Raw genomic sequence first — 20896 nt, 5'->3', positions numbered from 1 at the left:
CGTGTTTTCAGTAGGTAAACGGCCAGGCCTTCCAGTAGTTGCGTATGCGAAGCCAGATCCCGAACAGGCCGCGGGGTTCGAAGAGCAGGAAACCGATGATGAGCGCACCGTAGAGAACACCTTCGACGATGAAGATGTTGATGCTGGCCGAGGGGTCGGTGGTCAGCAACGGAAGGAACTGCGCGAGCTCGCGCGTGATCGGCGGGAGCAGGGTGATGAACATGGCGCCGAGGATCGAGCCGGAGATCGTGGCGACCCCGCCGATCAGGATCATGGCAATGTACTGGACGGACAGCAGCAGGTTGAACGCCGTCGGGTCGAAGAACCCTGTGACGATGTAGAGCAGGGCACCCGCGCACCCGGCGTAGAAGGACGAGACGGCGAAGGCGATCGTCTTGTACTTGGCCAGCTGCACACCCATGATCGACGCGGCCAGGTCACGATCCCGGATCGCGTGGAACGCCCTGCCGACCTTCGAACGCGTGAGGTTGCGCGCCGCTACCGCGAAGATGATCAGCAGCACGAGCATCAGCAGGTAGATCTTCTGGTCCCCGGTGAGGATGTCCCCGCTCTCGTCGAAGGCGAAGCCGAACAGCTCGGGTACAGCGGCCTCCCGGCCGACCTGGGGGCCGCCCGTGAGCTCGTCCCACTCCTTGAAGATGTGCTCGCCGAGGAACACCAGGCCGAGCGTGACGATGGCCAGGTAGAGCCCGCGTAGCCGGGCGGCCAGGGGCGCGACGAGTATCCCGGCGAGGCCGGCGACGATGCCCGCGGCGGGCAGCCAGATCAGGATGTTGGTGATGCCGAACCCGATGGTGCGACCGTCCGGGTCCCCGGACAGGGCCGCGGCCGTGTAGGCGCCGATGGCGAGGAAGAACGCGTGCCCGAGCGAGACCTGTCCACAGTAGCCCGTGACGAGGTTGAGCCCGATGGCGCCGATCGAGGCGGCCAGGCCGAGCGCGAAGATCTGCAGCGTGGGGTCGTCGAGTACGAACGTCACGGCTACCGCGACGACCACCAGCGCTGCTATGGAGCGGCGCTTCGGCGTGGTGTTGAGCATCCGCATGTTCTCGGCGTAGGAGGTGAACATGTCGGGACGCCCGGGGAGCCGTTGCGTGCGCCGCCGTGGTGTGGTGGATCCGGCCGTGCTCATACCCGCTGCACCTCCTTCGTGCCGAACAGCCCGTACGGTCGGACCATGAGGACGATCAGCATAACCACGTACGGCGAGACGACCGAGAAGTTCGAGCCGAGCCACGGGGCGAAGTCACTCTGGTAGGTGGCCACGAGCGACTCGACGACGCCGACGGTGATACCGCCGATGATCGCTCCCTCCAGGGACTCGAGGCCGCCGATGATGATCGCGGGGAGCGCCTTGAGCGCGACGATCCAGATCTGCTGGTCGATGCCGGCGTTGGAGGCGACGAACACTCCCGCGACCGCGGCCATCCCGCCTGCGATCGCCCAGGACAGCGCGAATACCGTGCTCACCGACACGCCCTGGGACAGCGCGGTTTCCTGGTCGAACGCCGTGGCCCGCATGGCCAGTCCCAGCCGCGAGTACTTGAAGAACAGGAACAGCACGGTGATGATCACCAGTGCGGTGAGCAGCATGGCGATGTGCCGTTCCTGCACGCTCACGCCCGCGAACCGGACGGACTGCAGTCCCCACGGCGAGCCGACCTGGCGCACGTCGGTTCCGATGAAGCCGTTGACGACGTTGCGCAGCGCGATGTCGATACCGATGGTGATGATCGCGATGATGAACACCGGCTTGCCGATCATGGGACGGACGACGCTGCGTTCCAGCCCCAGCGCCAGCATGGCCGTCGCGGCTACGGCCACCGCGACGGCGACGAAGAAGCCGAGTGGCCCGACGAGGTAGCTCACCAGCACGGCACCGGCGAGCATCAGCGCGGGCTGGGCGAAGTTGATGACGCGGGTCGACTTGTAGATGATCACGAATCCGAGCGCGAGCAACGCGTAGACCGAACCCGTACCGACGCCGCGCAGCAGGCTGCTGATCAGCTCGGTCATTGCGCCGCCTTCCCGTACATATCGTCGACCAGATCGCTGAACTGCTTGTGCAGCGCGGATCGCTTGACCTTCTGTGTCGCTGTCAATTCCCCGTCCTCGTGATCGAGCTCCTTGGGCAGCATGCGGAACTTCTTGACCTGCTCCACCTGCGCGAACTGCTCGTTGACGTCGTCGACGATGCCCTGGACCAGGTCGATCACCTCGGGGCGCTCGGCCAGGTCCCGGTATGTGGTGTACGGGATCTGGCGCTGCTGTGCCCACTCGCCGACGGTGTCGAGCTCGATACCGATCAACGCGGTCAGGTACTGCTTGCGATCGCCGATCACGACGGCTTCCTTGATGTACTCGGAGGCCTTGAGGGCGTTCTCGATCTCGGACGGGGCGATGTTCTTGCCGCCCGCCGTGATGATGATGTCCTTCATCCGGTCGGAGATCTTCACGTGTGTCCCGTCGACCCATTCGCCGACGTCCCCGGTGTGCAGCCACCCGTCGGCGTCGATCATGGCTTCGGTGGCTTCGGCGTTGCGCCAGTACCCGGCGAACACGCCGGGGTGCCGTGTCAGGATCTCGCCGGTCTCGGGGTCGATCTTCAGCTCGATACCCGGCTGGGGCTCACCGACGGTGCCGAGCCTGACCCGGCCGGGACGGTTGGCCGTGGCCACTGCCGTGTTCTCGGTCATGCCGTACACCTCGTGCATGGGTACGCCGATGCCCATGAAGAACTTCAGCACGTCCGGGGCGATCGGCGCGGCGCCCGACGCGGCGAACCGGACCTTGCGCATGCCGATCCGGTCCCGCAGCGCGCGGAACAGGACCAGCCATCCGATGATGTAGAGTGCGCGGCTCTTCAGGGTGTGCCTGCCACCTGTCTCGACAAGCACGTCGCCGACCCGGTCGGCGAGGCGCAGTCCCGCCCGAGCGATCCCGCGTTTGACAGGAGAGGCCGACGACAGCTTGATGTTGACCCCGGCGAGGATCTTCTCCCAGATCCGCGGGACTCCGAACAGGATGGTCGGCTGGATCTCGGCGAGGTTGGTCTGGACCGTCTCGAGCGACTCGGCGAAGTTGACCTGTACCCCGGTAGCCACGTTGAACCAGGTCGTGAAGATACGCTCGGCCACGTGGCACAACGGTAGGTAGGACAGCATCACATCCGAGGAGTTCGGCGGAGGCGAGGTGAAGCCGCCACCGTCGACGAGCTCGGAGATGCAGAACTCGACATTGGCCACCGTCAGCATGGCGCCCTTCGGCGGGCCGGTCGTACCGGAGGTGTAGACGAGCGTGAGTACGTCCTCCGGGGTGGCATCCGCCATACGCTTGTCGACAGCGTCCGGGAACGACTCGCGATGCTCGGTGCCGAGCGCGATGAAGTCGTCCCAGTACAGGAGTTTCGGGTCGGAGTAGCGCCTGCGGATCCCTCGCGGTTCGATGTAGACGATGCGCTCCAGCTCCGGAAGCTCATCGATGACCTCGAGCGCCTTGTCGACCTGTTCCTGATCCTCCGCGATGAGGATCTTCGATCCGGAGTGTGACAGCAGGTAGGACACCTCGGGGGACGGGTTGGTCGGGTAGAGGCCTACCGTCATGGCTCGCACTGCCGCGATGCCGAGGTCGCTGAACAGCCATTCCTTGCGGTTCTCCGAATGCACGGCGACCCTGTCGCCCGGCTCGGTTCCCAGAGCGAGCAGGGCGTGCGCCACGAGCTGGACGTTGTCCCAGTACGCCGCCCAGCTGATCTCCTGCCAGATCCCGTAGTCCTTCTCGCGCATCGCTACCCTGTCCGGGGTACTTGCCGCGCGGTCCCTGACCCGGGTGGCGATCGTCGTCGTCTTCGTGCGCATGGTGGCGTCGGTCGTCATGACATGCTCTCCTGTCCCAGGTAGGCGCTGATCACGTCGGGGTGTGACTGCACCTCGCTCGGGGTTCCCGTGGCGATCGCCTCGCCGAAGTCGACAGCCATCACCCGGTCGGCGAGGTCCATGACCAGCCCCATGTCGTGCTCGACCATGATGATCGGGATGTCCAGCTCGTCGCGGATGTCGAGGACGAATCGGGCCATGTCCTCGGTCTCCTCGAGGTTCATGCCGGCGACGGGCTCGTCGAGCAGCAGCAGCTTCGGCTGCATGGCAAGCGCCCGGCCGAGCTCGACACGTTTCTGTACGCCGTACGGCAGGAGGCCGACCGGGTAGGTGCGCCACGCTTCCAGCTCGAGGAAGTCCACGATGTCCTCGGCGGCGGCGCGTGCCGCGAGCTCGGCACGGCGCGCTCGGCCGAACCACGCCAGGGCCGCCGGCACCCCGTACGAGATGTGCGTGTGCCGTCCGAGCATCAGGTTGTCGATCACGGTGAGGTTCGCGAACAGCTCGATGTTCTGGAACGTCCGCGCCACACCGAGCTCGGCGATGGCGTGCGGGCGGCGCCGGAGCACGTCCGTGCCGTCGAAGCGGACCGTACCCTGGTTCGGTCGGTACACACCGGACAGCACGTTGAAGATCGATGTCTTGCCTGCCCCGTTCGGACCGATGATGGCGAACAGCTCGCGCCGTCCGACATGGAAGGAGATACCGCTGATCGCCTTGACCCCCGCGAAGGCCAGATGCACGTCGTCGAGCTCGACGATCGGCCGGTCCTGCCCTGTCACCGTCATGACAGCCACCTCTTACGCCGCTTGTAGTGCTTGACGTCCCGGAAGGACTTCGTCGTGCCCTCCGCTCCGAGGCCGAGATAGAACTCCCTGATGTCGGAGTCGGCGAGTAGCTCCTCGGCCGGGGAGTCCATGACGACCTTTCCGGTCTCCAGCACGTAGCCGTGCTCGGCGATCGACAACGCCATCGTGGCGTTCTGCTCGACGAGCAGCACGGTGGTGCCCTGCTTGTTGATCTCCACGATGAGGTCGCGGATCTGCTGGACCAGCAGCGGCGCGAGCCCCAGGCTCGGCTCGTCCAGCAGCAGGTAGCGCGGTTCCGACATCATCGCTCGCCCCATCGCCAGCATCTGCTGCTCACCGCCGGAGAGGTACCCCGCTGTGGCGCGTTCCCGCCCGCGCAGGGACGGGAACAGGTCGTAGATCCGGTCGATGTTCTGCCTGGCGTTCCGCGGGTTGGTGTGCGCGCCGACCCGCAGGTTCTCGTCCACGGTCAGCTCGGAGAAGATCCGCCGCCCTTCCAGTACCTGCTTGATCCCCAGATTGACGATCTTGGTCGGGCCGTGCTGGTGAATCGGTTCCCCGTCCAGCGTGACCGAGCCCTTGGTGATCTCCCCGTCGTGAATGTCGAGCAACCCCGTGATGGCCCGGAGCAGGGTCGTCTTCCCCGCGCCGTTGGCGCCGAGCAACGCCACGATCTGCCCGTCGGCGACATCGAGGCTGACTCCCCGCAGCACCAGGATCACGTCGTTGTAGACGACCTCAAGATTGCGGACAGCGAGCATGCCACCTCCGTGTGCAGGTCAGGGCCGCGGTCACGATGCGGTTGCCGTGAGCATTCGCCATTGCGGGATCCTGGCCAAGATCCGGTGCCGAAACTGTTATCGATTCTGTGTTTCTTTCGACCGTGTGCGCTATGCCACGAAACCATACCTACCGGTCGGTTTGCCGTCTAGTGCTGATCAGTCGTCTCGTGGTCCCCGGAGGAAGGGGAGCGCGTGGGAGGGAGGCTAGCTACGTCCGTCCGGCTTGCCCTCCTCCCTGTGGAGGAGGAGGGGATCCGGGGTGGCTCGCGCGATTTGTTGACGAACGGCAATCGATGTCGCAGGATCGTGCCTTAGCTGAGCAGACCCCACGGAGGTGTGGATGGCATCGGCCCGCGTGGATCAGTCGATGACGGGGCCTGCTTCCGGCGTGGATGCCGGGGGCGACATCGCAGAGCAGGTGCGTCGTGGGATGCGCGGGATAGCGCGGTTGGAAGGGGTCTCCGCGGCGATCGGCGGCGGGGTGGCCCGTAGCGGCGAGAAGCTGGTGCTCAGCGAGCTGCTCGAGATGCGCACCTGCCTGCTGCTGGGGTCGGTGATCAGGCCCGGTATCGGGCTCGGGGGGATGGCTCTGCAGCGCCGCAGGCCGGTCGTGGTCGACAACTACGTGGAGTCGACCGGGATCACGCATCATTTCGACAGTGCCGTCATCGCGGACAACCTCACCGGTGCCGTCGCGATCCCCCTCCAGGTACGCGGCACCATCCGGGCGGTGCTCTACGGTGCGACTCGCGACGGCTCCCCGTGGGGTGAGCGGACCGTGGATGCCGCGACCTCGATGGTGCGCAACCTGGCCAACGAGATCGCGCTGGAGGAGGAGGTCCAGCGCCGCGTCCGGCTGCACCTGTGGCAGCGCGAGACCGAACCGGCCGCGTGCCCGGACGTCGACGAGCTGGCCGAGGTGCGTGCGGAGCTGGCCTCGATCGCGGACTCGATCACCGACGCCGGGACGAGATCGCGGCTCGTCGCGCTGAGCGACCGTCTGGTCGTCGGCGGTGAGGCGGACGGTGGTGCGCACGCGCGGCTTTCCCCGCGCGAGTCCGAGGTGCTCAGGCAGGTGGCCATGGGCCGGACGAACTCGGAGATCGCCGACTCGCTCGGCGTGCTTCCGACAACGGTGAAGACTCATCTGAAGAACACGATGCGCAAGCTCGGCGCGCGCAACAGGATGGAGACCGTCTCGGTCGCGCGCAACACCGGCCTGCTGCGCTGACGTCCGTGTCGGTCGCCGGGTTCAACCGATGTCACCGCAGCGGGGCCGTGTACGGCAGGCGGGCCGCCGACCGTCCCGCGCGGTTCCCGCCAGGCGTTACCAGTTCACCCCCGGAGTGGGGTGGTAGTCGATGCCCTGCTTGTCCATCCGCTCCGCCTGCGTCGCGAGCCTGCGCTGGAAACTCTCCCAGTCCCGATCCTGTTGCGGGGTCCAGCCGACTTCGGCGAGTGCCTGGAGCCGGGGGAACATCATGCGTTCGATGTCGCTCTCCGACTCGACCAGTTCGGTCCATAGAGCGGTTTCCACGCCGTGCACGGACGCCTCGCCGACGCCGGTGAGGAACCGTGCGGGATCCCATTCGTATGCCGTGCGCACGTCGACAGCCCCGGCCCAGTCGTTGCCCCACGGGTCACCGTCGTTGTATTTCATGTCTAGATAGGACTTGTTCGCCGGGGACATGATGATCGAGTTCCCGCTCTCGGCCGACGCCGTCGTATCGGGATGCTCGCTCTCGATCCGCCAGTACTGCACGATCGCGGGTTCGGGAAGGTCCACCTGGCCGTACTCGTGCCAGCCGACGGGACGTTTGCCCGCCCCGGTCACCATCGGCAGCACCCGTTCGAAGAACCGGGCGTAGTCGGCCTCGCCGGTGGCCTCCGCCTCGTCGCCGCCGACGTGCAGATACGGGCCGGGGGTCAGCTCGGCGATCTGGGATATCACGTCGTTGAGGAACTCGTAGGTCCTGTCCGAGTCGATGCACAGCGAGGAGAACCCGACGTGGGTGCCGGTGTAGGGCTCCGGGTTCGACCCGTCGCAGTTGAGCTCGGGGTAGGAGATCAGGGCCGCGTTCGTGTGTCCCGGCATGTCGATCTCGGGCACGACCGTGATGCCGCGGTCGGCGGCGTAGGCCACGATCTCCCGGTACTCCTCCTGCGTGTAGTACCCGCCGGGGCCGCCACCCACCTCGGTGGCGGCGCCGATCTCGGTCAGTTTCGGCCAGCCCTCGATCTCGATCCGCCACCCCTGGTCGTCGGACAGGTGCAGGTGCAGGTGGTTGATCTTGTACTGCGCGAGCCGGTCGATATGTCGTTTGACCACCTCGGGCTCGAAGAAGTGCCGCGCGATGTCGAGCATCGCCGACCGGTAGCCGAACCGGGGATGATCCACGATCCGGCCACCCGCGATACCCCACGTGCGGTCCACGCGCTCGTTCGCCTCGACGTCGGCGGGAAGTTGCTGCCGCAGGGTCTGCACACCGGAGAAGAACCCGTCGGCCGAGTCGGCGGCCAGCGCGACCTCGCCCGCGGTGATATCGAGGACGTACCCGCCCTCGGGAAGCTCTTCGGGCAGCTCGTCCCCGTCGCGCAGCACGATCGCCCGGCCGGGCTCCGCGTCGCCACCGTCGTCGACGACCGGCAGCGCGAAGCCGGTGGCGGGTTCGACCAGCTCGGCGAGGTACTCGGCTGCCCGGCGCGCCCCGGAACCGTCACTGTCCACCCGGATCCGGGTCTGTCCGGTCAGCTCGAAGTTGCCGCTCTCGTCGCCGGCCGCCCGCACCGGGGCGGGGATGATCTCGCCGAGCGCGGGCGTGTCCTCGGGAAGTTCCTCCAGTGGCATGGGCTGCTCCTGTGTGGGCGCGGTACCGGTCTCGTCCGGCTGTGCGTCGTCGCCGCCGGTGCATCCCGCGAGCAGCAGCGTGACAACGACCGCGAGGCTGCGGACGAGTGGCATCATGGCCTCTTTCCTGCTCGGCGTGGCGTGGGATTCCGGCCTGGTACCGCCCGGGTGCGGCTGATCGACGCGAGCGGGTCAGCTCCTCACTCTAAGTGGGCGTGCCCGGGTAGCACCACGCGGACGGCAACGTACTGTTGTTGGACAGTGAGGTAAACCGTGAGGGGAGCACGAGTGGACGTGTTCGCAGAGCTCGCAGGTAGCTTGCTTTCCTGGGCCTACCAGGTCTTCAGCCCTGGCCTGTGCCCTGGCGACTGGGTCTATGCCACCAGCACGGCCGGCGCGCTCATCGGGTTACTCCCCGTACTCGCGGCGTTCGTGGTCGCGGTGATCCGCAGGTTCACGGCGAACCGGTACGACGCGGTGACGCTCGGAGTCTTCGGCGGTATCAGCGTGCTGTGCGTGCTCGTGGTGCCGTGGATGCTGCTGATCGCGATCTCCGACACGTACCGCACGGTGTTCGCCGGTGGCAGCGCGGCGCTGGATGAGACCCAGGCCGCCAGCCTCAACTCGACCTACTGTGGCTTCATCGGTGACCAGAGCACCTACCTGGGCGGCGGCCGCACCGTGTACGAGACGGTGCTCCCGCAGGCGGGTGAGGGGCTGATGTATGTGGTGCACCTCGGCGGCGTCGTCGGGCTGCCGTTGCTCATCCTGCTGGTCGTCATGATGCACGCCCGCCTCGCGTTCCGCAGGGGGCCCGCGTGGCCGGCCCGGCTGTTCTGGGTCCCGTTCCTCGCCCTTGTCGTGTTCACAGCGGGGATCAGCGCGAACACCGCGATGCATGCGTGGATCGGCTTCCTGGCGGTGAGCGTGTTGGGCCTGGTTCCGGTGTCGATGGTCGGTCCGCCGAGCCGCAAGGCCGTGCGGCGCAGCGAGCAGCAGCCGCCCCCGCCACCCCCGCCGCAGCCGCGGCCGGAGCCCGAGCGACCCCGCGGTTACCAGCCGACCGCGGTGGCGACAGCGATGGCGCCTGCCACGGCGCACCAGGGAGGTGGCCGGTACAGGCGGATGCGCAAGCTGGGGCACGGTGGGTTCGGTACCGTCTGGCAAGCCCAGGACAGCCAGCTCGGCCGCACCGTCGCGCTGAAGATCGCGCACAACCCGGACCACGAGACGGTGGAGCGCATGCAGCGGGAGGCCCGCGCGCTCGCCGCGGTCGACCACCCCAGTTGCGTGCGGGTCTACGACCTCGCCGAGGAACACGACGGGCTCGCGCTGGTGATGGAGTATCTCGACGGCAGCCCCCTGTCCTTCTCGGTCGACGAGAACGGGCCGGTGGACGATGTCCAGGCGGCCCGGCTGTGGTCGACCCTGGCCGCGGCATTGCTCGCCGCGCACGACAAGCACGTGCTGCACCGCGACGTGAAACCGTCCAACGTGATCGTCGACCCGTCCGGCAGACCCCACCTGATCGACTTCGGCATCGCGCGCAGCAAGGGTGACGCCTCGATGACCGCGACGGGCATGATGATCGGCACCCCGGACTACACCGCCCCCGAGGTCGCGGCGGGTGAGCCGGCCTCGCCGGCCGCGGACGCCTGGCAGCTCGCCGCCACCGTCAGCTACGCGCTGACCGGCAAGCCCCCGCGGGGTGTCCGGGAGACCGCGATGGCCGCGCTCTCCGCGGCGGCGCGCGCGGAGACACCCTCCGAGCTGCCGGAGCGCAGCGCGCACGCCACCCTGCTCGCGCGCGCGCTCGACGCGGACCCGCGGAACCGTCCCAGCCTGCGGGAAGTGGTGCGCGAGGTCGACGGGTGGCTGGCGCAGGCAGGCGCGTCGGCACAGGGGCCGGTGACGCGTGTGCTGCCCAGTGGCACACCCCGGCAGGGCAGCACGCGTATCCAGCCGAGGGAGGAGTGAGACACGGCCTAGGTGAGCTCGGCGAACTTCTCGGTCTCGGCGGACTTGCCCGCGACGATGAGCAGGTCACCCCGCCGCACGACGGTTTCGGCCGTGGCGTAGGTGAAGCCCTCACCGCGTCGTTTGATGCTCACCACGGTCACCCCGTACTTGGAGCGCAGCTGGCTCTCCCCGAGCGGGCGTCCCACGGCCTCGGCCGGTGCGACCGTCTTCACCAGCGCGTAGTCGTCCTCGAACTCGATGTAGTCGAGCATGCGCCCCATAACCAGGTGCGCCACGCGCTCACCCATGTCGTGTTCCGGAAGCACCACGTGGTGCGCACCGACCCGCTCCAGGATCCGCGCGTGCTGGCGGGACAGCGCCTTCGCCCAGATGTTGGGGATGCCGAAGTCCGCGAGCAGCGACGTGGTGAGGATGCTGGCTTCCAGGTCCGCGCCGATCGAGACGACGGCGCGTTTGAAGTGGTGCACCCCGAGCTGGCGCAGCGCGTCCGGATCGGTGGAGTCGGCAACGGCGGCGTGCGTGACCTCGTCGCTGTACTGGTCGATGAGCTTGGGGCTGGTGTCGATAGCCAGGACGTCGGTCTTCTGCCGGACGAGCTCGAGCGCGAGTGAACCGCCGAACCGCCCGAGCCCGATGATCACGGCACGGCTGCCTGTGCTGCTGTTCTTAGCCAACGATGGGTCGCTCCTCGGGTAGTTCGTACTTGCGGGGCCGGTCGCGGAGTGCGAGCGCGGTGGCCAGCGTGATCGGTCCGAGCCGACCGATGAACATCAGCACGGACATCATGACGTGTATTCCCGGCGGTAGCTCGGCTGTGATGCCGGTGGACAGCCCGACCGTGCCCACCGCGGAGACCGCTTCGAACAACACATCGTCGAGAGGGAAGCGGGACGCGGTGAGCATGGTGATCGTGGTGATCATGACCAGTCCCACGCTCAGCAGCGCGATCGTGAGCGCCTGGCGCTGCACGGCTGCCGCGAGCCTGCGCCCCATGACGTGCACGGTGGGCTCGCCGCGTATCTCGGCGAGGATGACGAAGGCCAGCAGCGCGAACGTGGTGACCTTGATCCCGGCGGCCGTGCTCGCGCTGCCCCCGCCGATGAACATCAGCACATCGGTCACCAGCAGGCTGGGCCCGGTCATGTCGCCGGTCTCGACGCTGTTGAACCCGGCCGAGCGTGGCATGGTGGCGGCGAACAACCCGGCAAGCAGCTTACCGCCGACGCCGAGGGGGGCCATGGTGTTCTCGTTGTTCCACTCGGCCGTGGTGATGAAGGCGAACCCGGCCGCCAGCAACACGCCCGAGGTGAGCAGGGTGATCTTCGTGTGTATCGACCAGCGGTGCTCCCTGCGGTGACGCAGCCTGCGTAGCACCTCGAAGATGACGGGGAATCCGAGACCGCCGAGAATGACCGCGATGATGACCGCGAACGAGATCCACGGGTCGGCGACGAACCGGGAGATGCTGTCGGAGTACAGCGAGAAGCCCGCGTTGTTGAAGGCGGAGATCCCGTGGAAGACACCGAAGTAGACGGCCTCGCCGGCCGCGTAGTCGTAGGCGACGAGCAGCCGCCCGGCGAACACGGTAGCCACGACGGTCTCGATGAGGAGGCTGGCCTTGATGATGCCGGCGGCGACATTGCGCACCTCACCCAGTTGCAGGCTCTTCGTCTCGCGTTGCGCGGACAGCTGCATGCGCAGCCCGAACCGGCGGGACACCAGCAGGACCAGGATCGAGGCCGCGGTCATGATCCCGAGTCCGCCGATCTGGATGAGCCCGAGGATCACGATCTCGCCGAACGTCGACCAGTACGCGCCGGTGTCGACCACGATGAGCCCGGTGATGCACACCGCCGAGGTCGCGGTGAACAGGGCGGTCACGAACCCCGCCGAGGTCCCGTCCTCGCTGGCGACCGGCAGCAACAGCAGCACGGTGCCGATGGCGATGGTGATGGCGAACCCGCCCATCACCGTGCGGGCAGGGTGACCGGCCACCGGAAGTGGCTTCCGGAGGGCGGACCGGACCCGCCTGTCCCGCCGCGAACCGGGACGGTTGGCATCGAGGCTACTCATGGGGAGGAGAACCCCGGCATGGTCGGCGTGACTGGGGCACGCACTCCTGCAACTCCTTCACCTCGTGGTTGTTCGTCCGGGCAGCTTCACTCGCCTGCCTGGCCGCGCACCCCGGCCAGGTCGCCGGGCGTTGCCCGTCGCGTGTTCCTCGCCGGGGACGCGAGCCCGTCCCGGGTGTGGGCGACCCGACGTACCGATACCGCTCGTTGTGCCACAGGGAAGCCTAAACCCGCTTCGTCCTGTCTGCACGTGCGGTCGCGGTGGCGAAGCGTTCCGGTGCCGGTGAGTTCGCTCACTTCCACGACGGCAGCCACAACCGGGCGTCCCACTGGGGCGAGGTGATCGGTTCACCGTTGAGCACCGGCCACAGCCACACGAAGTTCGCCACGGCCAGGCCGATGTAGAGCGACACCGCGAGCAGGCCGGTGGCGCGCCGTTCGTAGCCGCTGCTGGCTCGCCCGAGTACATGTCCCAGCGCCACCGCGAGGCCGATGACCAGGAACGGCGCCATCGGCGCCGCGTAGAAGAAGTACATCTGCCTGTCGATGTTGGCAAACCACGGCAGGAAACCGGCCAGGTAACCGACGAGCACGACGCCGTAGCGCCAATCGAAGCGCAGCAGGGCCCGCCACAGCGCCCAGGCCAGCAGCGGGATCGCCAGCCACCACAACGCCGGTGTGCCGATCAGCATGGTGGCCTCGACGCACTCCTCCTGGGCACATCCGGTGACCTCGGATCCGGAGTCGTAGTAGTAGAGCATGGGGCGCAGGCCCATCGGCCAGGTCCACGGTTTCGACTCCCACGGGTGCGGGTCACCGTCCGGGGTCTCCAGGGTGCTGTGGAACCGGAGTATCTCGAGGGTGTAGTGCCACAGCGAGTGCAGCGCGTCCGGGAGGAACGCGAACGCGCCCTGATCGACCTGGTTGATCTCCGCGTAGTGGCGGTCGGTCGCTGTCTCGCTGCGCAGCCATGCCCACCAGCTACCCAGGTACACAAGTACGGACATGACACCGACGGCCAGCGCCGCGGGTACCAGGTCCAGTCGCAGGACCGCGCGCAGCGGGCGCTCGACCCCGGCCGTGCGCCGGGCCGTGTAGTCGAAGATCAGTACAAGCAGCCCGACAGCGACGACGAAGTACAGCCCTGACCACTTGACCGCGCAGGCCAGGCCGAGGCTCACGCCCGCGGCGATGCGCCACCAGCGCACCCCGAGGCGCGGGCCGTACACCGATGCGCCGATCCAGCCCTCGCGCACGGCCTCGGCGAGCCGCTGGCGCACCTGCTCGCGGTCGCGCACCAGGCAACCGAACGCCGCAAGCACGAACAGCACCAGGAAGATGTCCAGCATCCCCATCCGGGACTGCAGGTGCAGCACACCGTCGGTGATGGCGAGCACCCCGGCGGCGGCCGCCAGGAAGGTCGAGCGGGTCAGCCTGCGGGTGATGCGGATGATCAGCAGGACGATGAGCACTCCGGCGATCGCGGCGCTGAACCGCCAGCCCCACGCCGTGTAGCCGAACAGCCATTCACCCAGCGCGATCAGGTGTTTGCCGAGCGGGGGGTGCACGATCAGCGTGAACCCGTAGTTGTCCTCGTACCCGCCGTTGCGCAGCATCTGCCACGCCTGGGGGACGTAGTGCTTCTCGTCGAAGACGGGCGTCCCGCCGTCGGTGGGCGACCCGAGTTTCCACAGCCGCACCACGGCCGCGATCCCGGTGACCACCAGCGTGACGATCCAGCTGCGTGCCCCGTCCAGCGGCATCGGCCTGCCGAGCAGGGCGAGCTCCCGGTCGGACGGTTCGGCACGGCGGCGCGCGAGCCGCGAGCGTGTGCCGGTGGCTTCGTACAGCGGTGCGCTCGACGAATGCTGCAGGCTCATGAGTCGTCCCGCGTCGTGTCGAGCGACCGCGTTCGCACGCGCATCGCGATAAGCACCGGCACGAGGGACAATGCTATGCGGCGCCAGTGCGCGGCCGGAGCCCGGGAGGCCCGCACACATGCCGGTGGGCAGGGGGTCCGGGCCGGCCGCGCCAGAGATCGAGGCGGAACGGCTGTAGCGTCGTGGCCGGTTCCGCGCGGGGACGAAGGGAAACATGTCGACAGATCACCAGAGCGTAGGGTGGCTCGTGCTGGCCGCGACACCCCTCGGCGACTCCCGAGACGCCTCGCCCCGGCTGGTCGAGTCGCTGGCCTCGGCCGATGTCGTGGCCTCGGAGGACACCCGCAGGACCCGATCGCTGGCCACCGCGCTCGGGGTCACACCGCGCGGCAGGATGGTGAGCTTCTACGACGCCGTGGAGGCAGCGCGCATCCCCGCCCTTGTCGAGGCGGTTCGGGCGGGCGAGACGGTGCTGCTGGTTACCGACGCGGGTATGCCCAGCGTCTCGGATCCCGGATACCGCCTGGTGTCGGCGTGCGTGGACGAGGACCTTCCGGTCACGTGCCTGCCCGGCCCGTCCGCTGTCACCACCGCGTTGGCGCTGTCGGGGTTCCCTCCGGACCGCTTCTGTTTCGAGGGGTTCGCCCCGCGCAAGCCGGGGGAGCGGGAACGTTTCCTCAGCGGGTTACGCGACGAGCCGCGCACGGCGGTGTTCTTCGAGTCCCCGCATCGGGTGGCGAGCACGCTCGCGGACGCGGTGCGGGTGCTGGGTGCGCAGCGCCGGGCGGCGGTGTGCCGTGAGCTGACCAAACCGTACGAGGAGGTACGCCGCGGCAGCCTTGCCGAGCTGGCCGAATGGGCGGCCGAGGGCGTGCGTGGGGAGGTCACGGTTGTCCTGGCCGGGGCGGTCGCCAGGGAGCCTGACCTGGCGGAGCTCGTCGCGGTCGTGCGGCAGCGCACCGAGCGTGGCGAGCGCCTCAAGACGGCAGCCGCCGCGGTCGCCGCCGAGCACGGCGCCTCGAAGAACGCCCTGTACGCGGCTGTACTCGCCGCCCGTGCCGAGGAATGACGCGGCGCTGGTAGCTACGCGGCGGCCGGATGAACACTGCTGTACTCGCCGCGCGTGCCGAGGAGTGACGCGGCGTTGGTGGCTACGCGGCGGCCGGATGAACACTGCTGTACTCGCCGCGCGTGCCGAGGAGTGACGCGGCGTTGGTGGCTACGCGGCGGCCGGATGAACACTGCTGTACTCGCCGCGCGTGCCGAGGAGTGAGGTGGCGTTGGTGGTCACGCGGTGGCTGGATGAACACTGCTGTACTCGCCGCGCGTGCCGAGGAGTGACGCGGCGCCGGTAGCCGCTAGTGCTGTTCCCGGGTGTCGAGCTCGCAGGACTGCTCGGGTGCCGGGTGCCGCGAACCTTCGGCTGGTGGCAGGGTTTCCCTGGCAGGCAGCCACACCAGTGCGGCGACGAGGCTCAGCATGCCGGTGACGAGGAACGCGACCGGGTAGGAGATGCCGTCGGCCAGCGCGCCTGCGGCGAGGGGGCCGATGATCGCGCCGATGTCGGCGGACATCTGGAACGTGGCCAGGACGGGGCCGCCGCGACCCCGCGAGCCGACGACGTCGGCCACGGTGGCTTGCTTCGGTGGTTGCAGCATGCCGGTGCCGATACCGGCCACCACCGTGGCGATCATGAATTCGGTGATCGAGTCGCTGAACCCGATCCAGCTGGTGCCACCGGCCGAGGCCAGCAGCCCGAGCAGCACCAGTGGCTTGCGCCCGATGCGGTCGGCCACCCTGCCTGCCGGCATGAGCATGACCAGGTTGGCCGCGGCGAACACCGCGAACGCGATCCCGGCGAAGGCTTCCTCCTGCCGCAGCACCTCGACGATGAACAGCGGGACCAGCGAGACCCGCACGCCGAACACGGCCCAGCCGGTGGCGAAGTTGGCCAGCAGCGCGGAGCGGTAGGCGTGGTCCCGCAGCGCGTCCGCCAGCCGGACGGCGGGGGCTTCGTTGCTGTCCACCTCGGCGATGAGCGGGGAGCGCCGCAGCAGGAGCCACACGAGCACCGTCGCGATGATCAGTAGCACGGCGTAGAACAGGAACGGGGCGCGCAGGTTGATGGTGATCAGCCCGCTGCCGGCCAGCGGTCCGGTGACGTTGCCCGCGAGGAAACCCGCCCCGAACAGCCCGGAGGCCCTGCCGCGCAGCTCCGCGGGGGTGACCCTGATCAGCAGGGCGATCGCCGAGACGGTGAACATGGTCGAGCCGATACCGCCGAACGAGCGGAACAGCACGAGCTGGGTGTAGCTGGCGGCGAAGGCGGCAGCCCCGGTGGATACCGCGACGATGAGCAGCCCGCTGAGGTAGATACGGCGCTCGCCGAGAAGGGATACTCCCTTGCCCGCTACCGGCGCGAAGACCAGGCGGGCCAGGGCGAACGCGCTGACGACGAACGAGGCGGCCGTGACGCTGACGTCGAAGGTGCGCGCGAACATCGGGATGGCGGGCGCGACGATGCCGAACCCGGCGGCGATCAGGAAGTTCGCACTGGCCAGCACCCATACCTCGCGGGGAAGCGACCGCGCCGGTGCTGTGGCGCCACGCGTGGACACCAACCGCGCCCCCTTCCCTGACTGTTTAGCTACGCAAACTATATGTGCCAGGGGGAGCCGAAGGTGACATCGGGCTCCCTAGATGGAGCCGATGTCACCTTCGGCTCCCCCCAGCGATGAGGCGTTCGGGCTCGTCACCGCGACGCCCCGGCGTGGGCGGGGTGCCGAGCAGCCGTTCGAGGGGAGCGGCCTTGTGCAGGCACTCCTGCCATTCGAGTTCGGGATCGGACGACGCCGTGATCCCGCCGCCGACCCCGAGCTCGACATCGAACGCACCCGAACCGTTCCTGTGCAGCTCGAGCGTGCGGATCGCGACGTTGAGCTCCGTGCCCGCCACCGGCGACGCCAGGCCGATCGACCCGCAGTACACCCCGCGAGGGGCGGGCTCGAGCTCGGCGATGAGGTCAAGGGCGCGCGGTTTGGGGGCGCCGGTCACCGAGCCGGGCGGGAAGGTGGCCCGCAGCAGATCCTCGTCGCTGGCTTCCGGGGCGAGGGTGCCCGCGACGGTCGACTCGAGATGCCAGACCCCGGGAGCTTCCCGGACCGTGAGTAGCTCGGGGACCCCGACCGTGCCGACCGTGCTCACCCTGCCCAGGTCGTTGCGGACGAGATCGGTGATCATGACGTTCTCCGCGACGTCCTTCTCGGACTCGCGCAGCAGCCTGGCGTTGGCGTCGTCGGCCGGGCCGCGTCGCGGCAGGGTTCCCTTGATCGGGGTGGAGTGCACCCTGGTTCCGTGCCGTGCCAGGAACAGCTCGGGGGACAGGGAAGCGACCGCACCCCACGGGCCCGCGAGGTAGGCGGCCCTGCGTGGACGCATGGCGGTGATCCCCTCGGCGAACAGCTCAGCGGGGGACCCGACGAACGTGCCGGTCAGCCGCGTGCAGATATTGGTCTGGAAGACCTCGCCGCGCCCGATGGCGTCGATACACGCGGACACGGCGTTCCGGTGCGTCTCGCCGGGCGGGCGGCGCAGCGTGGTCGGGGCCCACCCGTCCGGCTGCCGGACGGGCTCCGGGGCGCGGAGCAACTCGGCCAGCTCGTCCGCGAGCTCGGTGGGGTCGCCGTCGCCGTCCTCGACGAGCGCCTCGAACCACCATTGGCCGTCGGTGTCCAGGCGCAGTACGTGGTCGGCCCACCCCCATCCCGCCGGGGGCAGTGCCCCTTGCCGCGCGGAGGGGTCGGTCAGGTCGTAGGCGAGGTATCCGATCCAGCCGCCGCCCACCGCCCCCGGCACGTCGCAGTCGACCTCCGGCTGGGCGGCGGGTACCGCGAAGGCCGCGTTCGCGCCGGGGCAGGCGGTGATGCGCACGGCAGGGGCGATGATGGCACGCGAGCCGAACCACTCCCCGGTCAGCGCGGCGGGCGGCGGAAGGCCTGCGTCGCGGGCCCGCACGTCCAGCAGCGGGAGCACCTGCTCCGGCAGCTGGGTGGACGGGAGGGGCCTGCGCACCAATCGCATACCCCCATCGTCGCGCGCGCGTACCACCGCCGCTCACCCGGGAGGGTGTACCCCGGCGTCCTCATGCGCTCTCCCTGCGGAATGTGTGCGCGCCCCAGGTGATCGCGAGCCCGGCGAGCAGGACGAGAACGATGCTCCCGGTCAACAGCGCGTCGGCCGCGAAGTCCCCGCGGAACGCGGCACGCTGCGCGTCGACCACGTAGCGGAACGGGTTGATCCGCGAGAGCGTGTACAGCCACTCGGGCGCCAGTCCCGTAGTGATCGGCAGCAGGATCCCGGACAGCAGTAACAGCGGCAGCAGGATCGCGTTGAGCAGGGCAGGGAAGGCGTCCTCGCTCCTGACGCGCAGGGCGAGTGCGTAGGACGAGGAAGCGATCGTCGTCGCCAGCAGCGCGCCGATGACCAGAGCCAGCACGATCCCGGACAGCGGCGCGCGCACACCGAACGCCACGGCGGCCAGGGTCAGCAGCAGGATGGCCTGCACGGTCGCCTGCATGGCCACGACGCCGACCTTGCCGAGCAACAACGCCAGCCTGCTCGCCGGAGTCACGCGGAGCCGCTCGACGACTCCGGAGCGGTAGTCCGCCAGCAGCGAGAACCCGACGAACGCTGTACCGAACAGCGTCAACATGACCAGCAACGCCGGTGTGAATACCGTCCAGCCGTCACCGGGCGGGAAGCCGGGTGTGTGCTCGGCGACCGTAGCCAGCAGGGGACCGAACAGCACGAGGTAGAGCACCGGCTGCATGAGCTGGATGAAGAGCCAGGTCGGGTTGCGTACCGACAGCACAAGGTCGCGCCGGAAGATCAGCCAGGTGTCACGCAGCATGCTCGGCCTCCTTCCCCTCCTGCTCGGCAGGCTCCGTCGAGTGCTCGGCATCGCGCAGGCTCCGCCCCGTCAGGGTGAGGAAGACGTCGTCCAGCGTGGGGCGGTGAACGTGCAGCGACGTCATCGCGACCCCCGCGGCATCCATAGCGCGGATGAGCTCGGGTATCGCGACGTCTCCGCGTGGTACGCGGAACTCCAGCGTGCCGTCGGCGATGGAGAGCTCGTGTACCCCGTCGACGCCGCTGACGGCCGTCGCGGCGGCCCGGGCGGAGCCGTCGGCGTCGTCGACACCGACGGTGACACCGTCACCGGAGACACGGGCCTTCAGCTCGTCGGGACTGCCCTCAGCCACGATCTCCCCGTGGTCGATGACGAGGAGCCTGCCGGCCAGGGCGTCGGCTTCGTCCAGGTAATGCGTGGTGAGGAACACGGTCACGCCCTGCTCGTCGCGCAACGCGCGGATGTGCTCCCAGAGGTTGGCCCTGCTCTGCGGGTCGAGACCGGTGCTGGGCTCGTCGAGGAAGACGACGTCCGGGGAGTGGACCAGCCCCAGCGCGATGTCGAGCCTGCGGCGCTGGCCCCCGGACAGCGTCCTCACTCGGCGGCGTTCGAGGCCACCCAGCTCGAAGCGTTCGACCAGCTCGGCTGCCTTGCGCCGGGCGTGGACCTTGGAAAGCCGGTACAACCTGCCCTGGAGCTCGAGCTCGTCGGCGACCGTGCATTCCTGGGCGGCACCGCCGCTCTGGGCGACGTAGCCGATCCGTTTGCGGATCTCGCGCGGTGCCGTGTGCAGGTCGTAGCCCGCGATCGATGCGGTGCCCGCCGTCGGGCGCAGCAACGTGGTGAGCATGCGCAGCGTGGTGGTCTTGCCCGCCCCGTTCGGGCCGAGGAACCCGACGATCTCACCGGCGTCGACCCGCATGCTGACACCTTTGACGGCATCGATCGTGCGGTCACGCGCGGTGTACCGCCGGGACAGCCGATCAGTAATGATCACGAGAGTCCCCTCAGTAGATATAGTCAAACTTGACTATATGGATCGTGGCACGCTCCGCACGGCCCGTCAAACGGAATGACGGCCCGCGCTCAGGCGCTGCCCGGGGCGCCGAACGCCCGCGAGGAGTCGTCGGCCATCGTGTACTGCCCGGATTCCAGTCGATCGATCAAGTCCGTCGCCCACCCGATCGTGGCGTCCAGCTGCGTGAACCACAGCCGGTACATCTCGGCGACGTGCTCGGGCTCACCCCAGTTGCCCGCGGACTCCATGGTCAGCGCGCAGTTGCTGCGGGCGGCTCGCAACTCGTTGACGCGCTGGCTGAGCAGGTTGACGGCACGTTCGCGGGGCAGGGTCGGCAGCAGGGCCAGCGCCGCGCAGAACGCATACGCGTTCTGCGGGTCGTTGCTCACCTCGGTCAACGCGCGGGCAAGCAACACCTGGTAGTCCGTCTGCCCGTCCGTGGTCAGGCGATACGTGGTCCGTTCGGGCCCGGCCTTGCCCGGTCCGGATTCCACCGGCTCGAGCAGGCCCTCGGCCGCCATCTTCTTCAGCGCGTGGTAGATCGAGCCGGGCTGGGCGTTGGCCCACCGATCGGCCGACCAGGTGTGCAGCTCCCTGCGCACCTGGTACCCGTGCGCCGTGCCGTACATGCGCACCACGCCGAGTACGAGCAGCCGCGTCGCCGACATCGCCACCTCCACCCGCTGATAGACGCCCCGCTCG

Annotated in this window: 17 protein-coding genes; 3 read left to right on the top strand and 14 right to left on the bottom strand. The window is 68.6% G+C overall.

Translation table 11 applies throughout. The features are described from left to right. Nucleotides 1-7: 7 nt before the first annotated feature. The 5 genes from H0B56_RS08055 to H0B56_RS08035 are packed head-to-tail and all read right to left on the bottom strand — an operon-like array spanning nucleotide 8 to nucleotide 5466. A complete protein-coding gene (locus H0B56_RS08055; RefSeq protein WP_180892267.1) occupies nucleotides 8-1153 on the bottom strand; it encodes a branched-chain amino acid ABC transporter permease in 1146 nt (381 codons plus the stop codon). Then, nucleotides 1150-2037, bottom strand: coding sequence for a branched-chain amino acid ABC transporter permease (locus H0B56_RS08050; RefSeq protein ID WP_180892266.1), 888 nt, complete (start codon nucleotides 2035-2037; stop codon nucleotides 1150-1152). Before H0B56_RS08050 ends, H0B56_RS08055 begins: the two co-directional genes overlap by 4 nt. Then, the gene (locus H0B56_RS08045) at nucleotides 2034-3896 is read right to left on the bottom strand and encodes an AMP-dependent synthetase/ligase (RefSeq protein ID WP_180892265.1); all 1863 of its coding nucleotides are present in this window, start codon (nucleotides 3894-3896) and stop codon (nucleotides 2034-2036) included. The genes H0B56_RS08050 and H0B56_RS08045 overlap by 4 nt, the downstream gene beginning before the upstream one ends. Continuing rightward, on the bottom strand, nucleotides 3893-4684 hold the full coding sequence (locus H0B56_RS08040) for an ABC transporter ATP-binding protein (protein ID WP_180892264.1): 792 nt from the start codon (nucleotides 4682-4684) through the stop codon (nucleotides 3893-3895). The genes H0B56_RS08045 and H0B56_RS08040 overlap by 4 nt, the downstream gene beginning before the upstream one ends. Further along, nucleotides 4681-5466 carry an ABC transporter ATP-binding protein gene (locus H0B56_RS08035; protein WP_089299803.1) on the bottom strand — a complete coding sequence of 262 codons (786 nt, stop codon included), beginning with the start codon at nucleotides 5464-5466 and terminating at the stop codon, nucleotides 4681-4683. Before H0B56_RS08035 ends, H0B56_RS08040 begins: the two co-directional genes overlap by 4 nt. A gap of 361 nt (nucleotides 5467-5827) precedes the next feature. Here H0B56_RS08035 and H0B56_RS08030 point away from each other — a divergent pair, with 361 nt between their 5' ends. Continuing rightward, the gene (locus H0B56_RS08030; RefSeq protein WP_180892263.1) at nucleotides 5828-6718 is read left to right on the top strand and encodes a LuxR C-terminal-related transcriptional regulator; all 891 of its coding nucleotides are present in this window, start codon (nucleotides 5828-5830) and stop codon (nucleotides 6716-6718) included. 96 nt (nucleotides 6719-6814) lie between these two features. On the opposite strand, the gene H0B56_RS08025 is transcribed toward H0B56_RS08030, so the two are convergent. Then, entirely contained in the window at nucleotides 6815-8452 is a 1638-nt protein-coding gene (locus H0B56_RS08025; protein WP_180892262.1) for a beta-N-acetylhexosaminidase, read from the bottom strand. A 171-nt stretch (nucleotides 8453-8623) separates the two neighbouring features. Here H0B56_RS08025 and H0B56_RS08020 point away from each other — a divergent pair, with 171 nt between their 5' ends. Next, nucleotides 8624-10312, top strand: a complete 1689-nt coding sequence (locus H0B56_RS08020; RefSeq protein ID WP_180892261.1) for a protein kinase domain-containing protein — start codon at nucleotides 8624-8626, stop codon at nucleotides 10310-10312. Between the two features lie 8 nt (nucleotides 10313-10320). On the opposite strand, the gene H0B56_RS08015 is transcribed toward H0B56_RS08020, so the two are convergent. From H0B56_RS08015 to H0B56_RS08005, 3 genes are all read right to left on the bottom strand, one after another. Next, the gene (locus tag H0B56_RS08015) at nucleotides 10321-10989 is read right to left on the bottom strand and encodes a potassium channel family protein (protein ID WP_219632397.1); all 669 of its coding nucleotides are present in this window, start codon (nucleotides 10987-10989) and stop codon (nucleotides 10321-10323) included. Continuing rightward, on the bottom strand, nucleotides 10982-12388 hold the full coding sequence (locus H0B56_RS08010) for a TrkH family potassium uptake protein (RefSeq protein ID WP_425484509.1): 1407 nt from the start codon (nucleotides 12386-12388) through the stop codon (nucleotides 10982-10984). Before H0B56_RS08010 ends, H0B56_RS08015 begins: the two co-directional genes overlap by 8 nt. Nucleotides 12389-12680: 292 nt before the next feature. Beyond that, entirely contained in the window at nucleotides 12681-14267 is a 1587-nt protein-coding gene (locus H0B56_RS08005; protein WP_180892260.1) for a dolichyl-phosphate-mannose--protein mannosyltransferase, read from the bottom strand. Nucleotides 14268-14481: 214 nt separating this feature from the next. On the opposite strand from H0B56_RS08005, the gene rsmI reads away from it, so the two are divergent. After that, entirely contained in the window at nucleotides 14482-15336 is an 855-nt protein-coding gene (gene rsmI / locus H0B56_RS08000) for a 16S rRNA (cytidine(1402)-2'-O)-methyltransferase (RefSeq protein WP_180892259.1), read from the top strand. Between the two features lie 289 nt (nucleotides 15337-15625). On the opposite strand, the gene H0B56_RS07995 is transcribed toward rsmI, so the two are convergent. The 5 genes from H0B56_RS07995 to H0B56_RS07975 form a co-directional block, all read right to left on the bottom strand. Further along, nucleotides 15626-16885 (bottom strand): MFS transporter, encoded by a 1260-nt coding sequence (locus H0B56_RS07995; RefSeq protein ID WP_180892258.1) that lies wholly within the window; start codon nucleotides 16883-16885, stop codon nucleotides 15626-15628. Nucleotides 16886-16979: 94 nt separating this feature from the next. Next, a complete protein-coding gene (locus H0B56_RS07990) occupies nucleotides 16980-18347 on the bottom strand; it encodes an aminodeoxychorismate synthase component I (protein ID WP_180892257.1) in 1368 nt (455 codons plus the stop codon). A gap of 61 nt (nucleotides 18348-18408) precedes the next feature. After that, nucleotides 18409-19176 carry an ABC transporter permease gene (locus H0B56_RS07985; RefSeq protein WP_180892256.1) on the bottom strand — a complete coding sequence of 256 codons (768 nt, stop codon included), beginning with the start codon at nucleotides 19174-19176 and terminating at the stop codon, nucleotides 18409-18411. Next, the gene (locus H0B56_RS07980) at nucleotides 19166-20173 is read right to left on the bottom strand and encodes an ATP-binding cassette domain-containing protein (RefSeq protein WP_425484508.1); all 1008 of its coding nucleotides are present in this window, start codon (nucleotides 20171-20173) and stop codon (nucleotides 19166-19168) included. Before H0B56_RS07980 ends, H0B56_RS07985 begins: the two co-directional genes overlap by 11 nt. Before the next feature lie 89 nt (nucleotides 20174-20262). Next, nucleotides 20263-20862, bottom strand: a complete 600-nt coding sequence (locus H0B56_RS07975) for a PadR family transcriptional regulator (RefSeq protein WP_180892255.1) — start codon at nucleotides 20860-20862, stop codon at nucleotides 20263-20265. Nucleotides 20863-20896 lie beyond the last annotated feature (34 nt).

The organism is Haloechinothrix aidingensis (genome assembly GCF_013450155.1).
GTDB lineage: Bacteria > Actinomycetota > Actinomycetes > Mycobacteriales > Pseudonocardiaceae > Haloechinothrix > Haloechinothrix aidingensis.
Note: the sequence above shows the minus strand (reverse complement) of the source record. Positions and strands in the feature narration are given on the sequence as shown.

Excerpts from the sequence above, each read along its gene's own strand:
- H0B56_RS08055 (WP_180892267.1), bottom strand. The coding sequence starts at position 1,153 with ATGAGCACGGCCGGATCCACCACACCACGGCGGCGCACGCAACGGCTC.
- H0B56_RS08050 (WP_180892266.1), bottom strand. The coding sequence starts at position 2,037 with ATGACCGAGCTGATCAGCAGCCTGCTGCGCGGCGTCGGTACGGGTTCG.
- H0B56_RS08045 (WP_180892265.1), bottom strand. The coding sequence starts at position 3,896 with ATGACGACCGACGCCACCATGCGCACGAAGACGACGACGATCGCCACC.
- H0B56_RS08040 (WP_180892264.1), bottom strand. The coding sequence starts at position 4,684 with ATGACGGTGACAGGGCAGGACCGGCCGATCGTCGAGCTCGACGACGTG.
- H0B56_RS08035 (WP_089299803.1), bottom strand. The coding sequence starts at position 5,466 with ATGCTCGCTGTCCGCAATCTTGAGGTCGTCTACAACGACGTGATCCTG.
- H0B56_RS08030 (WP_180892263.1), top strand. The coding sequence starts at position 5,828 with ATGGCATCGGCCCGCGTGGATCAGTCGATGACGGGGCCTGCTTCCGGC.
- H0B56_RS08025 (WP_180892262.1), bottom strand. The coding sequence starts at position 8,452 with ATGATGCCACTCGTCCGCAGCCTCGCGGTCGTTGTCACGCTGCTGCTC.
- H0B56_RS08010 (WP_425484509.1), bottom strand. The coding sequence starts at position 12,388 with ATGAGTAGCCTCGATGCCAACCGTCCCGGTTCGCGGCGGGACAGGCGG.
- H0B56_RS08005 (WP_180892260.1), bottom strand. The coding sequence starts at position 14,267 with ATGAGCCTGCAGCATTCGTCGAGCGCACCGCTGTACGAAGCCACCGGC.
- rsmI (WP_180892259.1), top strand. The coding sequence starts at position 14,482 with ATGTCGACAGATCACCAGAGCGTAGGGTGGCTCGTGCTGGCCGCGACA.
- H0B56_RS07990 (WP_180892257.1), bottom strand. The coding sequence starts at position 18,347 with ATGCGATTGGTGCGCAGGCCCCTCCCGTCCACCCAGCTGCCGGAGCAG.
- H0B56_RS07985 (WP_180892256.1), bottom strand. The coding sequence starts at position 19,176 with ATGCTGCGTGACACCTGGCTGATCTTCCGGCGCGACCTTGTGCTGTCG.
- H0B56_RS07975 (WP_180892255.1), bottom strand. The coding sequence starts at position 20,862 with ATGTCGGCGACGCGGCTGCTCGTACTCGGCGTGGTGCGCATGTACGGC.